Origin of the sequence: Azospirillum sp. B2RO_4, assembly GCF_051124815.1 — a bacterium.
Classification (GTDB): Bacteria; Pseudomonadota; Alphaproteobacteria; order Azospirillales; family Azospirillaceae; genus Azospirillum.
On sequence record NZ_CP118491.1, the window covers coordinates 70,101 to 85,882 of the forward strand.

A 15,782-nucleotide genomic window follows, 5' to 3' on the forward strand; every position below is an offset into this window, starting at 1 on the left:
TTATCTCCCTACCGCCCCACCCCCTAACGCCAGGCCTCGAACGGCACCAGCCCGCGGTTGCCCTCGGCGGGGTGGAGCAGCAGGCGGGGGGAGGGGTTCAGGGCGGCGGCGGTGGCGGCGAAGGACCCCGTGCTGATCGCCAGGATGTCGGCCCGGGTCATCACGTGGAAATCCTGCAGATACTCCAGACCCTCCCAGCGGACCGGGAAGTCGGCCGGGGTGGTCGGGTTGAAGCGGGCGAATTCGGGGACCACGCTCGGCTCGTCGGTGGCGACGAACAGCACCGGGTCCTCCAGCGTCGGCCACAGCCCGTCCAGCCAGTCCAGATAGAGCGACAGCGGCGTGTAGTCCTGGTTCCACCAGTCGGTCTGGCGGATGTGCACGGCGACCAGCGTGCGGCCGCGGTGGCGCAGCGCCTCCACCGGCGGCTCCAGGAAGCGGTCCCAGCAGGGGCGCGGGGTCAGCCAGGACAGGATGTCGGCTTGCCGATCCTTCAGCATCGGGTTGACCGGGGAGCCGCCCAGGAACAGGTCGCGGTCGCGGAAGGGATCGGCCACCGGCTCGTCGAAGCCGCGGGCGAAATCCTTGCGCTGCTGCAGCCAGCCCTGGAATTCCGGCAGCACCGACGGGTCCAGCCGCGGGTCGTCTAGCGAGAAGAAGGCATGCCCGACCCAGTCGGGGGTCAGGAACTCCATCCCGTATTTCTCGGCATAGAGTCGCATGGCGACATACTCGTTCACCGTCTGGGCGAAGCGCCCATAGGAACCGAGCGAGGCCATGGTCAGGCAGGGGCGGTCGCGCCGGGCCTCCCGCCGCCGGTTCCAGCCGAACCCGTCCCCCGGCGGCAACGAGCGGTCGAAGCGCATCAGCGAATAGGCGATGTAGGAGGGCGAATAGTTGCCCTTCAGCGCGACCGAGCGCTGCAGCAGCTCATAGGCGCCGTCGGCGTCGCCCCTGGCCCGGCGAACATCGGCCAGACCGGCCATCGCCTCGGCATGGTCGGAGCGCGCCTGGATGACGCAGTCGAAGGCCACTTCCGCCCGGTCGAAATGCCCGCACAGCAGCAATGCCTGCCCCAGATGATAGAGCGTGTCGACCGAGCCCGGATCGCGGCGCAGCGCCTCCGCCAGGATCGGCACGGCCCTCGCCGGCTCGCGGTTCTTGCAGGCCGCGATGCCCTGGATCAGCAGGGCGTGGGCGTTGCCGGGGTCGGCGGCCAGGATGCGCTCGCAGATCATGCTGCTGATGTCGAGCCAACCCGAATTGCAATAGGTCAGCGCCTGCTGGACGGCATCATGTACCGCCATCCGCTGTCCAGGCAGGGTTTCGATCTGGATGGGAGCGGCGATTTCAGCGGAGGCAGCCATAAATGGGTACCCGGAAAGGAGGGGTGCGGTTGCCCTGACTTGCACCCGCATCGGCCGGAGGGTCAAGCTGCCTTGTTGCAAGCCTCAGCGATTTCACCGATCTTCCACCGCCTTCCGGCTCCTCCGATCCGGATGCCCGACCCGCCGCCCGCCCGTCTATTCTCCGGTTCCGGAACAGCACCCGCGCCATGATCTCGATCCACGACACCCTGACCCGGGCCGTCGGCCTGCACCAGGCCGGCGAGACCGACCGGGCGGTGACGCTCTACCGCAGCATCCTGGCGGTCGACCCGGCCCAGGCGGATGCGCTCCATCTGCTTGGACTGCTGAGCCGCCGCCCCGACCCCTCGCGCGGGGTGGCGCTGGTGGCCCGCGCCCTGCGGCTGGTCCCGGCCCATTCCGGCGCGCTGTTCAACCAGGCCGGCAGCCTGATGCAGATGGGCCGGCTGGATGCCGCCATGGCGCACTTCCGCCGCAAGCTGGAGGTCGATCCGGCCTGCGCCATGACGCTGTCGCGCCTGGGGACGGAGGCGCTCTCCTGCGGACGGATCGACGAGGCCGAGCGGCTGCTGCGCCGCTCCGCCGCGCTGGAAACCGGCGGCGGCGTGCCCGTTCCCCGGCTGCGCTGCGCCCTGGAACGCTGCGCCACCGCCCGCGCGATCCGCGACGATGCCGCGGATCCCTCCCTGCCGCCGGGGCTGGTGGTGCGCGGGGTGTTCCGCGACAGCAGCGGCTATGCCTACGCCGTCCGCCGCTTCGTCCAGGAACTGGTGGCGGCCGGGATCCGCGTCCGGCTGGTCGACCTGAACTATGGCGACGCCGACAACCTGCCGGACGACCAGATCGATCCGCTTCTGCTCTCGCTCGACCGGCCGGTGCGGGCCAAGGCGGTGCTGACCGTCACCACCCCGCCGGCGGTGGAGAGCATCCCGGGGCTGAAGACCATCAATTTCAGCATGTTCGAGGCGGTCGACATCCCGGATCTGTGGGCGGGCCTCAGCCGGCGCCACGACCATGTGGTGGTCGCCACCGACTCCTCCCGCACCGCCTGGCTGCGCGCCGGCCACCCGGAGGAGCGCGTCCACATCTGCCCCGCCGGGGTGGAGACGGTGGACGCCGCTGGCGTCACCCCCGCCTTCATCGTCGACAGCCTGGGCCGCCGGCTGGCCGATTACCCGGTGCGCGTCCTGAACGTCTCCGACTTCAACGACCGCAAGAACCTGGACGGGCTGCTGCGGGTCTGGCTGCGCACGACGCGGGCGGAGGACCGGGCGGCCCTGCTGCTGAAGATCGGCAAGGCCGGCGGGGTGTCCGGCGGCATGCGCGATCTGCTGGCCCGGGTGTCGGCGCAGACCGGCCGGACGCTGGAACAGGCGGCGCCGGTCTTCCTGGTCGAAGGCAAGCTGTCGGACGCGGAGATGATGTCGCTCCACGCCGCCTCGACCCATTACTGGAGCATGTCGCACGGCGAGGGTTGGGACTTGCCGATGGCCCAGGCCGGGGCGATGGGGCTGACCCTGCTGGCGCCCGACCACAGCGCCTACCATGCCTATCTGGACGGGCGGGTGGCGCACATGATCCCCAGCGCCGTCACCCCCGGCATCGGCGCCTATGCCGGCCAGAGCTGGTGGAGCCCCGACGAGGGCGAGGCCACCCGGCTGCTGCGCGCGGTCATCGACGACCCCGCCGGCACCCGCCGCTCGGCCCAGGCCCATCTGCTGGAGCATTTCAGCTGGCAGGCCGCGACCCGCCGGCTGATCACCCTGCTGCGGGAGCTGGACGCGCTGTGACCGTTTCCGCCCCCGCCTCCGCCCCTGCCGCCACCTCCGACCCGAGCCTCCGCCTGCCGGACCCGGTCACGCTCTTCTGCTGTCTGGCCCCGCCTGAATACTACCGCCGGCCGCTGTTCTCGGACCGGGAGGTGTTCTGCGGTCCCGACTGTCCGACGGTGGAAACGGGCGACGGCTTCGCCTCGCTGAACACCCCGCCCGGCGAATATGATCTGACGGCCGTCGTCGCCCGGTTGCCGGCGCACCAGCGTCCGGAGCTGATCGTGGTGAAGGCCGACGCCACCCGGCGCAACCTTCCCCGTGGGCTGGACCGGCTGCCGGGCACCAAGCTGCTGCTGGTCGGCGACACCCATCACTTCGCGGCTCCCCTGCGCACGCTGCTGGCCTATGGCGCGATGGAGGAGTTCGACGCGGTGATGCTCGACCACACCCGCCAGCACGCCCACGCCTTCCTGGAGGCGGGGTTCGAGCGGGTCTATTGGATCCCGGCGGTGGATTACGCGCTGCGCCGGCGCGACATCCCGGCGGCTCCCACCCGCCCCCTCACTTTCGTCGGGCAGATCGGCGCCTTCCATCCCTGGCGCCGCCATGTGCTGGAGCGGCTGAGCGCGGCCGGGCTGCCGCTGCTGGGCATGCGGGCCGAACCCGAGAGGGCGGCCGACGTCTATGCCGCCTCGCAGGTCACGCTGAACGTCTCGCTGAACGGCGACCTCAACCTGCGCGTCTTCGAGGCGCTGGGCGCCGGCGGTTTCCTCGTCACCGACGCACTGTCGGCGGACGCCGGGCTGGAGCGCTGCTTCACCCCCGGCCGCCATCTCGCGACCTACCGCTCGCCCGACGAGCTGGTGGAGCTGGTACGCCATTACCTCGACCACCCGGACGAGGCGATGGCGATCCGCCGGGCCGGACAGGCGCATCTGCTGGAATTCCACAGCCCGCAGGTCAAGCGCGCCCAGTTCTTCGCCGCCGTGTTCGACGACCGCGTTGATCCGGCGCTGGAGGTCCGCGAGGAGCGGCGCAGGCTGGTGCCGCTGCCGGCCCGGAGCACCGCTTTTCGCCGCCGCCTCGCCGCCTACGAGGCGCTGCAGCGGCTGCAGCTGACGGCGTCGCGATTGACCGTCCACGCAACCGGCCAGGACAGGGCCAAAGGCGGGATTGGGGACGGCTTCGCCACCGACCTGCGGGCGATGGCCCGCGACCTGCCCCGCGTGGTCTTCGCGGATCCGGGGGCGGGGCCCGAACCGGTTCCCTTGCCGCTGCCGCCATCCGCCGACCGGGTGCGGGACGAGGCGGTGACGCTGCTGCCCTGGCCCGACCGGGCGGAGACCGACCGCCGGATGGCCCGGCTGCCCGGGGCCTCCGTCCTCTGTCCCACCCTGTCGTCGCGCGACCATGCCGACGCCGCCGCCCATCTGGCCGGCTGGGGGTTCGTGCCGACCGAACCCGGCGGCATCCTGTTCCAGTGCGCCGACGCCCTGCGCTATGCCGGTCGTTCGCTGTCCGACCCGGCCCTGGCGGCGGAACTGGCGCCGGAACTGCGTCATGCCCGCCTTGCGGCGCTGGAGCCGATGCTGCGGACCGCCGAACAGCTCATCGGCGTCGCCCGGCTGGCCGCCCGCTTCGGCGAGAATACCCTGACGGAGCGGTTCCTGTTGCGAGCCGTCGGGCTGGACCGCCAGCAACCGGATGCGCTCGCCGGGCTGGCCCGTCTGTGCGCGGCGGGCGGACGCCCGGTGGAGGCCGCCATCTATCTCGGCGAGGCCCGCCGGGCCGCCTGCCGTGCCGCCCGGCTTGCCGGCCTGCCCGATCCGGCCCCGGACCTCGACGAGGCCGCGCTTGCCGCTTCGGCCGGCGATCATCCGGGGCTGGAGCGCTACCGCGCGCTGTTCCGGCAGGCGGCGGTTCCCTCGACCGGGCGGCCCCGCCGCATCCTGGTGGTCACCAACCTGTTCCCGCCGCAGGAGTTCGGCGGCTACGGCCGCAAGCTGTGGGAGTTCTCGGCCGAGCTGATCCGCCGCGGCCACATGGTGAAGGTTCTGACCGCCGACATGCCCGACCTGACCCGGCCGGGCATGGCCGGGACCGAGGACATCGAGGCGCATGTCGACCGGTCGCTGACCCTCTACGGCACTTGGCGGGACGGGCGCGCCTTCACCCACGACGACCCGGCCCACTGCGCCGCCCTGATCCGCGCCAACATCCACCGCGTGCTGGAGACCGCCCGCGACTTCAGTGCCGACGCCTGTCTGGTCGGCAACCTCGACATGCTGGCGACCGAGTTCCTCGACCCGCTGACCCGGCAGATGGGCGTCCCGGTTCTGCATTGCCTGGGCAACCAGCATCCCGGCTACGCGCCGGAGGCGGCTCCCCGCTCCCCGCTCTACCGCGCCGGGCCGGCCAGCGGCTGGGTGGCGGAGCGGCTGGCGGCCGGCGGCTACGGCCTGCCCGCCACGGTGATCCATCCCGGCGCCCGCGTCGATTACTTCCACCGCGCGGTGATGCCGGCGCCCGACCGGCTGCGCATCGCCTTCGCCAGCCTGTTCGTCAACTACAAGGGGCCGCAGACGCTGGTCAACGCGCTGGGGATCCTGCACCGCGAGGGCGTCGACTTCGACTGCACCTTCGCCGGGGAGGCGCCGGACGCCGAGCTTTCGGCCCGCTGCCGCGACTTCGTGGAGCGCAACGGCATGGCCGGCAAGGTGCGCTTCACCGGCTTCCTCGACCGCCGCGGCCTGTCCGACCTGTTCGCCCGCTGCAACGTCCTGGTCTTCCCCAGTGTCTTCCAGGAGCCGTTCGGCATCTCGCAGGTGGAGGCGATGGCCGCCGGCCTGACCGTGGTCGGCAGCGGCACCGGCGGCAGCGGCGAGGTGCTGCGCGACGGCGTCGACGGCCTGCTGTTCAAGGCGGAAGACCACGAGGCGCTCGCCGACCGCCTGCGCCGCCTGGTCAGGGACCGCGCCGCCTGGCAGCGCATGGCCCTGTCCGGCCGCGACCGTGCCCGCGACTTCACCGTCGCCCGCTCCGTCGACCGGATCGAGGCGGTGTTCGAGGAGCTGATCGCGCAGAAGGGGTGAGCGGAAGGAACCGCAGCCCGTCGCCCGCCATCCATTGGCCGGTGGAGAAAAAAGGTCCGGGTTCCCCTCCCCTTTCGATCGGGGAATGAAAGGTTGTAAAGTGGCGGGAGCCGCAGCCCGTGGCGAAAGACATCCTCCCGGTCATGACGAACACCCTTTCCGACCTCTCCGCCGCCCCGATGCCCGCCTGTTCCTGCCTGCTGTGCAATGCAACAAGCTGGGGCGCCGACTGGAGTGCCGCCCCCCTTTCCGCCGGGATCGACCCGCAAGGTGCGCTGCCGCAGGGCGCGGCCTCGTCCACCGTCCAGGCCCTGCTGGCGACGGGGACGCCGCGCTGGGGCAGCGGCGCGGTCGGCAGCGGGGCGACGGTCACCTACAGCTTCATGGAGCAGGCGCCGTCCTACGCCACCACCTCGGATGGGACCGGGTTCGCGCCGCTGTCCGCCACGCAGCGCGACGCGGTGCGGCAGGCCTTCGCCGCCTGGAGTTCGGTCGCCAACATCTACTTCGTCGAAACCTCCGACAGCGCCAACAGCGGGCAGGGCGGCTCGATCCGCATCGGCACCAACCGGCAAAGCTCCAGCGCCGCCTACGCCTATTATCCGACCGGGTCGCTCTATGACGGCGGCGGCGACATCTATCTCTCCAACAGCGCCTCGACCAACACCAGCCCGACGCCGGGAACCTACGGCTACCTGACCATCCTGCACGAGATCGGGCACGCCATCGGGCTGAAGCATCCCGGCAACTACAACGCCACCGGCGGCGGGGGCGAGCCGCCCTACCTGTCCTCGACCGAGGACAATTACCGCTACACGCTGATGTCCTACAACCGGCACCCCAGCCTGGGGTTGAGCGGGCTGGCGACGGGGCCGGCGCTGTACGACATCGCGGCGGCCCAGTACCTGTACGGCGCCAACACCGACACCCGCATCGGCGACGACCGCTATGCCTTCGGCAGCAACACCACGCCCTTTTCCCAGGCGATCTGGGATGCCGGCGGCACCGACACCATCGACGCCGGCGGGCAGGCGTCCGCCGTCAGCATCGACCTGACCCCCGGCGCCTTCAGCTCCATCGGCCCCAACGGATCGGGCGGGCTGGCGGTGGGGAATCTGGCGATCGCCGCCGGCGTCACCATCGAGAACGCCGTCGGCGGCGCCGGCAACGACATCCTGATCGGCAATTCCGCCAACAACCTGCTGACCGGCGGCGAGGGCGCCGACACGCTGACCGGCGGGGCCGGTGACGACACGCTGCAGGGCGGCGGCGGCAGCGACACCGCGGTCTACAACGGCAGCCGCTCCTCCTACACCGTCACCGTCACGTCCGACGGCGCCACCATCTCCGGCGGCGGCGAGGGCACCGACACGCTGACCGACGTCGAATTCGCCCTGTTCGCCGACACCCGGATCAGCCTGACGCCCCCGGCGGTCACCGCCAAGGCCGGCCGGGTTTCCATCGGCTCCTCGATCAGCATCGCCAGCCTGGTGACGGCGACCGATCCCGCCGGGGGCCTCGTCACCCAGTATGAGCTGGTCGACAACACCGACGGCGCCGGCTCCATCATGGTCGGCGGGGTGGCTCAAGGGACCGGCGCCGTGGTCTCGCTGAGCGCCGCCGCCTTCGCCGGCGTCACCTTCGCCGCCTCCTCCCTGACCAGCCTGGACGAGCTGTCGGTGCGCGCCTACAACGGCGTGGCCTGGAGCCGCTGGATCGGCTTCATCGTCTCCTCCCGCCCGGCCAACCGGCCGCCGACCGTCCAGGGCGACAAGACCCTGACCGCCCTGGAAGCCGGGCCGGCCGTCGGCCTCGGCATCGACCGGCCGAGCGACCCGGACGAAGGCGACAGCATGACGGTGACGCTGACCCGGCTGCCGACCGCCGGCACGTTGCGGCTGGCCAACGGCACCGCCGTCACCGCCGGGATGACGCTCGGCACCGCCGATCTGGCCGGCCTGACCTATCAGGCGCCATCCGGCACCCCGTCGTCGCCGGGCTCCTTCGCCTACACCGTCACCGACAGCCAGGGCGCGGTCAGCGGCCAGACCGTGACCTTGCGGGTGACCCCGCTGGCCGAGACGATGGCCGGCTTCGACCCGCTGGCCTATCTCGCCTCCAATCCCGATCTCGCCGCCGCCTTCGGCAGCGACGAGACGGCCGCGCGCGAGCATTACCTGCGCTTGGGCCGGGCGGAGGGCCGGGCGGTCGCAGCCTTCGATCCGCTGGCCTATCTGGCCGCCAACCCGGACGTGGTCGCCGCCTATGGCTATGACCGCAAGGCCGCGACCCAGCATTATCTGGCCTTCGGCCGGCGGGAGGGGCGTGCGGCCGGCAGCTTCGACCCGCTGGCCTATCTGGCGGCCAATCCCGACCTCAGCGCCGCCTTCGGCACCGACACCGTCGCCGCCACCCGCCATTACCTGACGCTCGGGCAGCGGGAGGGGCGCAGCACCCGCTTCGACGCCTTCGGCTATCTGGTGTCGAACCAGGATCTGTCCGCCGCCTTCGGCCTGGATCCGGTGGCGGCGACCCGCCATTACCTGACCATGGGCCGGTTGGAGGGGCGCAGCATCACCTTCGACAGCCTGGGCTATCTGGCCGCCAACCCCGATCTGGCCGCAAACTTCGGCACCGACACCGCCCAGGCGGCCCGGCATTACCTGTCCTACGGCCGGTCGGAAGGGCGCAGCAGCAGCTTCGACGCGCTCTCCTACCTGGCGGCGAACCGCGATCTGGCCGCCGCCTTCGGCAACGATTCCACACGGGCGGAGGAGCATTACATCCGCTTCGGCCGTCTGGAGAACCGCAGCACGGTCTTCAACACCCACGACTATCTGCTGGCCAACCCGGACCTGCTGAGCGTCTTCTCGGGCAATGAGCAGCAGGTGAAGCTCTATGTCGTGCTCTACGGCAACACGCCGCGTCGCGACGCCGCCGGTTTCGATGCCCTGAGCTATCTGGCCGCCAACCCGGATCTGGCAGCGCGGTTCGGCACCGACACCGCGGCGGCCACCGCCTATTACCAGTCCACCGGCCAGACTGAGGGGCGGCCGACCCGGTTCAACGCGCTCGCCTATCTGATGGCCAACCCCGACCTCGGCGCCGCCTTCGGCAGCGACCAGCAGAAGGCACTGATCCACTTCATCACCTATGGCCGCAACGAGTCCCGTCCCAACCCGATCGGCTATGTCCGCCCGCAGTCGGCCGGGCTCGCCATGGCGAGCGACGGGCTGCTGGCCGCCGCGATGGGGGGATAGGGCGCGGTTTCCGCCTCCTGACCGGCTTCCGTCAGGGCGGTTTCCCTCAGGCCGTTTTCCCTCAGGCCGGGCTCCGTTGCGGGCCGGCCGTGGAGATGCGTCGCCGCGGCAGGCAGCCGGCTGAACAGAAGGTCCACCTGGACGCAGCGGCCTGCCCGGTCGAAGGTCGGATGGTTGGTCCCGGCAAGGCCGAATCCTTGCCCGGCAAGATGCTCGACGACGGCGTGCGCCAGCGGCTGGCCGTCGTACAGCGGCAGGAAGGAGACCTCGACATACACATGGTCGACGGCCGCGAGCAGGCGCCCGGCCCCCTGCAGGGCCTGCAGTTCACCGCCCTGCACGTCCAGCTTCAGCAGGACGGGCCGAACGAGGTCGTCGGGAGCGATCAACTCGTCCAGCGGGCGGACCGGCACCGTGATCGTTCCGACCGCCTCCGTCCCGGGAGCGAAATCCGTCTGGCCCCCGGCGATGGGCAGCAGCGACGAGCAGTCATGGCGCCGCGAGACATGCAGCGGCGCGTTCGCCGCCCCGGCGCCGGCGGCCACCCGGTACAGCCGCACGCGCGCGCTGTCCGCGAACAGGCGGGTGAAGACGGCGGCGGCGGCCGGCAACGGCTCCACGGCATGGATGGCGGCGTTCCGGTACAGCGAGGCGGCAAGCAGGGAGAACTGGCCGGTGTTGGCGCCGACGTCGATGACGGTGGCGACGGGCAGGGCGCCGAGGATGGTGCGGTGTTCGATGGCCGCCGCCACGCCGAAGCGCAGGCCGCGGCGGAATGCCGGATTGCCCAGCAGGCGGGCCAGCTTGCGCGCCTTGCGCCAGAATGCACCGCCCATCAACGCTCCGCCCACCCGGCTCATGCCGGTTCGCCGCTGTTCCGGTGGCGATCCGCGGTGTTCCAGGACTGCGCGTAGCCGATCCCGAGGATCATCGCCAGCATGGCGGCGATGGCCGGCATCTGGGCACTGAAATCGACCAGTCCATGGGCGCCCAGCAGCGTCGCGGCGCCGAGCGCCGCCGCGGGATAGATCCCGTCGCGCCGGCGCACGATCAGCCCGCGCATGCACACCCCGAAGATGACGGCCAGGCACAGGTAGAAGAGGGCTGCCGCCGGCAGTCCCAGATCCAGCCCCATTTCCAGCGGGATGTTGTGCGCGTAATCCCAATCGACCGCACGGGACAGCGATGCGTCGCGGTACAGGCGGAAGGTCGGGGTGAAGGCGCCGAGCCCGGTGCCGGTCAGCGGCGCGTCTTCGATGGCGCGCATCGTCAGATGGTATGCGCTCAGCCTTTCCTCGTCATAGTCCTGGGCGCTCTCGTTGGCGAAACGCTGCACCATCCTGTCGCCGCTCACGCCCAGAATGGCGAAGCCGATCCCCAGCACCAGAAGGGCCGACAGCAGCCCCGTCCGCGGCCGCACGATCCTGCCGGTCACGAGCGCGATCATGAGAACGGCCAGTGCGGCGCCGGTGCTGATGAAGGCGCCGCGCGAATGCGACAGCAGCAGCGCCGACCCAAGGACCACCAGGGCCATCAGATAGGGCAGGGCATGGACCAGGAAGGTCTCCGCCATTTCGTAGGCGCGCGGAGCGCTCGGGCGGGAGGACGGCCGCAGCGCGTGCAGGAACAGCGCGAAGCAGAACACCATGCCCAGGCCGGCATAGGCGCCGTAGGCGTTGCGGTTGACGAAGGTCGAGGTCAGGTCGTCGACGTAGGCCCACTTGCTCATCCACAGGATGGTCTTGGCGCCGGAGAAATAGGCGGCCAGCCCATAGACGGCGTACAGCGTGCTGGCGGCGGCCATCAGGATCAGCGCCTCCCTTGCACGCTTCCGGTCGGAGGCGAGCTGCACGGCAAGCCAGAAGATGCCGCCATAGGTCGCGAGCCGCAGGATCGCCGCGCGTGTCATCGCCGGATCGGCGGACACCGCCCCGGCCATTTTGCTCCCTCCGACAGTTTCCCCAACGATCTCCAGGGCCGGCTGCGCCGCCATCCAGAGGGGGTGCCACAGGTCCGTGGGAAGCAGGGAGGATGTCTGCGCGCAGGCCCAGGCCAGCACCATCGCGAAAGGCACGGCCACCGGCCACAGCCGGCGGAAGGGCAGGGGGGCCTGTGCCTTCCCGACCGCCGCCAGCACTCCCCAAACCCCGCACAGAAGCCCGACCGCCACGGCCATCATGCTCCACGCCCAGGGGCGGTTGGCGCCCAGCGGGAGGGGCGCGAGCAGGACGACGACCATCAGCAGGCGAAAAATCAGCGTGTTTCCCGTCAAGTTTGCAAAGTCTCCAACAATCCTGCGGGATCGTTCCCAAGCCCGCCGCATCATACCCGCAATGGCGGTGCCGTGCCTACCTCGATCGGCGGAGCCGGCCGGCCGGAAGGACGTGCTTCGCCGCTCGAAAGAGCGCAGTTTCCCGGGGAGGCTGCCGGGCCGTCCCAAACGGAAGCGGCAGGAATCACGCCGCCGCATATTTCAAAACTGAAAGAGATTGAGTCAAATTTGATTTACACAAAAGCAGGAGTATTGCCGCAGAATGCCCTTGCAGGTAGTAAGTCTTGTCATCTTCCGCCAATTCCAGCGAGGCGCGCCCGCGTGACCAGTCGTGAGGCTACCGTTCATCCGATGCTGAAGACGTTGGGCTACCCGGTCCAATTGGCCCGCCTGCGCCGAATGCGGCATGTCGCGCTCCTGGCCTCCGACCTGGCCATGCTGCTGGTCGCGTTCGGTCTGGCGGCCCTGCCGTCGCTGGCCGTGAACGAATGGATCCTGAAGCGGCCGTTCCTCGATATGTTCGGCGAGGACACGGCGCTGCGCCTGATCCAGTTCGGCGGGTTCGGCATCGGCCTGGTCCTCTGGCTGCTCACCCAGGGCCATTACCGTCAGCGCCTGCCCTTCTGGACCGAGGTGAAGCACATCGTCCTCGGCTGCATCCTGATGCTTCTGTGCGACGGCTTCCTGATGTTCGCGCTCAAGGCGGATTTCTCCCGCCTCTGGCTGGTCCTGACCTGGATGGTCTCGGCGGCGCTCCTTCCGCTGGGCCGCCGGATGGTGGCCGGGCTTCTCGACGCCTGCGGCTGCTGGCGTATCCCGGTTCTGATCGTCGGCAGCGGCGAGGAAGCCGACGATGCGAGCTACGCGCTGCGGTCGGAACCCTCCCTCGGCTACGACATCCTCGGCACCGTCCCGCTGTCGTCCCTGCTCGAAACCGTCACCGGCCGCTCCTGGGCCGCCCTGTATGAGATGCACAGGGCGCAGCTGGTGGTGCTGGCGCTGTCCAGCGCCGAATGCGTGGAGGACAGCGACCTGATCACCGATCTGGTGTGCGAAGGACTGCCCTTCGCCATCGTGCCGCCGCTGCGCGGGCTGCCGGTGCTGGGGTTCGACCGGTTCTACTTCTTCAGCCACGACATCATGATGATGATGGCGCGGAACAATCTGGCCCAGCCGATGAGCCGCGCGCTGAAGTTCTGCTTCGACTTCGTCGTGGCGGTCGTGCTGATGGTGCTGCTTCTGCCGCTGTTCGCCGTTTTCGCCGCCCTGATCGTGAAGGATGGCGGCCCGGTGCTGTACGGGCACCGGCGGATCGGCTGCAACGGCCGCCCCTTCACCTGCCTGAAGTTCCGCACCATGGTCGGCGACAGCGACCGCATCCTGCGCGAGCTGCTGGAACGCGATCCGGCGGCCCTGGCCGAATGGCGGAGCACCTTCAAGCTGAAGAACGATCCCCGCGTGACCAGGATCGGACGTTTCCTGCGGGCCAGCAGCCTGGATGAGCTGCCGCAGCTCCTGAACGTCCTGCGCGGGGAGATGAGCCTCGTCGGGCCGCGGCCGGTGACGGCGGATGAGCTTCACAAATACGGGCGCGACCTCGCCTTCTATCTGCAGGTGCGTCCGGGCATGACCGGGCTCTGGCAGGTGAGCGGCCGGAACGACAGCAGTTACGAGCAGCGGGTCCGCAGCGATGCCTGGTATGTCAGGAACTGGTCGCTGTGGCACGACATCGCCATCCTGGCCAAGACCATGCCGGTCGTGCTGCGGCGCGTCGGCGCCTATTGATACCGGGCGCAGGCGTCGTCCAGCACGCGGAGGAACCGCGGCCCGATCCGGTCGATGTCGAATGTCCGGGCCGCGTAGCCGGTCTGCGTCTCCGCGCAGGACCTGCGCAATGCCGCGTCCTCGTACAGCCGGTGCGCGGCCGCCAGGAACGCCGCCTCGTCGCCGGGGTCGACGCAGAGGCCGGCCCCTTCGCCCTCCACCAGCCGGCGCGCGAGGTTGGCGGCCGGCAGCGCGCCCAGGATCGGCCGGCCGGCGCAGAAATAGCTGTAGACCTTGGACGGGACCGACAGGGCGCCGGCGTAGGCCTCCAGAAGGACCACCAGGGCGTCCGCCGATGCCAGCACGTCCGACAGCCGGTCGATCGGCTGGAAATCCAGGAGCACGAGGTTGTCGAGCGCCTCTGCGGCCTTGACCTCCTCCAGCCAGCGGCGTCCCAGCCCTTCGCTGACCACCACCACCCGCACGCGCGGGTCGTCCCGCCAGGCGCGCGCCAGATTGGCGAGGTGTCCGGGGTTGTGCTTCATCCCCAGGGTGCCGCTGCACAGGAAGACGAAGCGGTCGTGCAGGCCGTGGGCCCGGCTCCAGCCATTGTCCTTCGGGCGGGGCGTGATCTCGCCGTAGGGAGCCCAGTTCTCGATCACGGTGCTGTGCGGGTGGCTGAGGCCGCGCTCCGCCAGGGTCGACAGGAAATCCGGCGAGATGACGACCAGTCCCGCCGACTCCCGCATCGTGCCGAACTCCATGTGCGCCAGCAGGCGCAGCGCCGCCCAGCGCAGCAGCCTCGGCTTGCGCTTCAGGATTTCCTCGGCCCCGACGGTGAAGATGTCCTGCACCCAGCACACCAGCGGCACGCCGTCCCGCTTCAGGCGCTTCAGCAGGCGCGACTGGGCCGCCGGCGGGGCGTTGGCCGACAGGACGACATCCGGCCCGAAGGCGGCGGCGCGCTCGGCCAGCCGGCCGCCATAGGCGCGGTCATGCAGCCACCGCCGGTGCAGCACGTATTTGTCCGGGCGCCGGCCGACGCCCACCCCCTCCACCGCGAAGCCCGCCGGATCGTCCGCATCCCGGACCAGGCGCCCGTGGGGTGTTTCGGCTTCGGCGGCATAGAGATGCAGGACCTGATGTCCCTGCGCCGCCAGCCAGCGGCTGAGCTGCACCTGGAAGGTATGGCCGGCATAGTCATGCACCAGGATCCGCCGGACGGGCCCGGCGGTGAAGGCCCCTCCCGGCGTTTCGGTTGCGGGCCTGCTCACCGGTCGCGCGCGTTCTGGTCCACGAGTCCGGCGATCCAGCGATAGGTGTGTTCCAGGCCGGTCCGCAGCGGCTGTTCCGGCGCCCAGCCGAGCACCGAGCGGATCAGCCCATTGTCGGACCGGCGGCCGCGCACACCCTGCGGGCCGGGAACATGGCGGATCCGGACGCGCTTGCCGGCGACGGCCGCCACCTCCGCCACCAGCTGGTCGATGCTGACCATCTCCTCGGACCCGATGTTGACGGGCTGGCCGAAGTCCGAGCGCATCAGACGCAGCGTCCCTTCCAGGCATTCGTCGATGTAGAGGAAGCTGCGGCTTTGCCGTCCGTCGCCCCAAACCTCGACCTCGCCGCCATCCTCGGCGCGGGCGACCTTGCGGCAGACCGCCGCCGGGGCCTTCTCGCGGCCGTTGTCCCAGGCGCCCTCGGGACCGAAGACGTTGTGATAACGTGCGATGCGCACGGCCATGCCGTGGTTGCGGCCATAGGCGAGGTAGAGCCGCTCGCTGAACAGCTTTTCCCAGCCATAGTCGCTGTCGGGATTGGCGGGATAGGCGGTGTCCTCGCGGCAGACAGGGGTCTCGACGCTGGTCTGGTTCTCCTGCGGGTAGATGCAGGCCGAAGAGGCGTAGAAGACGCGGCTGACCATGCGGCGCCGGCACGCATCCAGGACGTTCAGGTTGATCGTCGCGGAGTTGTGCATGATCTCCGCATCGTTGGCGCCGGTGAAGATGTAGCCGGCGCCCCCCATGTCGGCGGCGAGCTGGTAGACCTCGTCGAAGCGCGTATCCACCGCCGCGCGGCACAGGTCGGGGTCGCGCAGGTCGCCGACGATGAAATCGTCGGCCGGCGTCCCGCCATACTGCGGCAGCTTGAGATCGACCCCGCGAACCCAATGGCCGTCGCGCTTCAGCCTTTTGACCAGATGCCCGCCGATGAAGCCGCCGGCGCCCAGAACCAGTATTTTCGCCATGTCGATATTG

General features: G+C 70.3%; 9 protein-coding genes. 4 read left to right on the forward strand and 5 right to left on the reverse strand.

Going from position 1 to position 15,782, the window contains the following annotated elements; all coding sequences use genetic code 11:
• Positions 1-23: 23 nt before the first annotated feature.
• Positions 24-1,367, reverse strand: a complete 1,344-nt coding sequence (locus PWS46_RS28710) for a tetratricopeptide repeat protein (protein ID WP_434625532.1) — start codon at positions 1,365-1,367, stop codon at positions 24-26.
• Between the two features lie 188 nt (positions 1,368-1,555).
• Between PWS46_RS28710 and PWS46_RS28715 the strand changes: the two genes are divergently transcribed.
• The 3 genes from PWS46_RS28715 to PWS46_RS28725 all read left to right on the forward strand — a co-directional run bounded on the left by PWS46_RS28715 (position 1,556) and on the right by PWS46_RS28725 (position 9,491).
• Positions 1,556-3,157, forward strand: a complete 1,602-nt coding sequence (locus tag PWS46_RS28715) for a tetratricopeptide repeat protein (RefSeq protein WP_434625534.1) — start codon at positions 1,556-1,558, stop codon at positions 3,155-3,157.
• A complete protein-coding gene (locus PWS46_RS28720; protein ID WP_434625536.1) occupies positions 3,154-6,231 on the forward strand; it encodes a glycosyltransferase family protein in 3,078 nt (1,025 codons plus the stop codon). The genes PWS46_RS28715 and PWS46_RS28720 overlap by 4 nt, the downstream gene beginning before the upstream one ends.
• A gap of 143 nt (positions 6,232-6,374) precedes the next feature.
• Positions 6,375-9,491, forward strand: a complete 3,117-nt coding sequence (locus PWS46_RS28725) for a M10 family metallopeptidase C-terminal domain-containing protein (RefSeq protein WP_434625538.1) — start codon at positions 6,375-6,377, stop codon at positions 9,489-9,491.
• Here PWS46_RS28725 and PWS46_RS28730 read toward each other — a convergent pair.
• Both PWS46_RS28730 and PWS46_RS28735 read right to left on the reverse strand, forming a co-directional pair.
• Positions 9,419-10,327: an FkbM family methyltransferase gene (locus tag PWS46_RS28730; RefSeq protein ID WP_434625540.1), complete on the reverse strand. Its 909-nt coding sequence runs from the start codon at positions 10,325-10,327 to the stop codon at positions 9,419-9,421. The genes PWS46_RS28725 and PWS46_RS28730 overlap by 73 nt on opposite strands.
• A gap of 20 nt (positions 10,328-10,347) precedes the next feature.
• Entirely contained in the window at positions 10,348-11,763 is a 1,416-nt protein-coding gene (locus tag PWS46_RS28735; RefSeq protein WP_434625542.1) for an O-antigen ligase family protein, read from the reverse strand.
• A 351-nt stretch (positions 11,764-12,114) separates the two neighbouring features.
• Here PWS46_RS28735 and wbaP point away from each other — a divergent pair, with 351 nt between their 5' ends.
• A complete protein-coding gene (gene wbaP, locus PWS46_RS28740) occupies positions 12,115-13,548 on the forward strand; it encodes an undecaprenyl-phosphate galactose phosphotransferase WbaP (RefSeq protein WP_434625544.1) in 1,434 nt (477 codons plus the stop codon).
• On the opposite strand, the gene PWS46_RS28745 is transcribed toward wbaP, so the two are convergent.
• Complete coding sequence (locus tag PWS46_RS28745) at positions 13,542-14,801, reverse strand: glycosyltransferase family 4 protein (RefSeq protein ID WP_434625546.1); 1,260 nt, start codon at positions 14,799-14,801, stop codon at positions 13,542-13,544. The two genes, wbaP and PWS46_RS28745, sit on opposite strands and share 7 nt — an antisense overlap.
• Positions 14,798-15,772 (reverse strand): NAD-dependent epimerase/dehydratase family protein, encoded by a 975-nt coding sequence (locus tag PWS46_RS28750; protein ID WP_434625548.1) that lies wholly within the window; start codon positions 15,770-15,772, stop codon positions 14,798-14,800. The genes PWS46_RS28745 and PWS46_RS28750 overlap by 4 nt, the downstream gene beginning before the upstream one ends.
• Positions 15,773-15,782: the final 10 nt, after the last annotated feature.

Excerpts from the sequence above, each read along its gene's own strand:
- PWS46_RS28715 (WP_434625534.1), top strand. The coding sequence starts at position 1,556 with ATGATCTCGATCCACGACACCCTGACCCGGGCCGTCGGCCTGCACCAG.
- PWS46_RS28725 (WP_434625538.1), top strand. The coding sequence starts at position 6,375 with ATGACGAACACCCTTTCCGACCTCTCCGCCGCCCCGATGCCCGCCTGT.
- PWS46_RS28750 (WP_434625548.1), bottom strand. The coding sequence starts at position 15,772 with ATGGCGAAAATACTGGTTCTGGGCGCCGGCGGCTTCATCGGCGGGCAT.
- wbaP (WP_434625544.1), top strand. The coding sequence starts at position 12,115 with ATGCTGAAGACGTTGGGCTACCCGGTCCAATTGGCCCGCCTGCGCCGA.
- PWS46_RS28710 (WP_434625532.1), bottom strand. The coding sequence starts at position 1,367 with ATGGCTGCCTCCGCTGAAATCGCCGCTCCCATCCAGATCGAAACCCTG.
- PWS46_RS28730 (WP_434625540.1), bottom strand. The coding sequence starts at position 10,327 with ATGGGCGGTGCATTCTGGCGCAAGGCGCGCAAGCTGGCCCGCCTGCTG.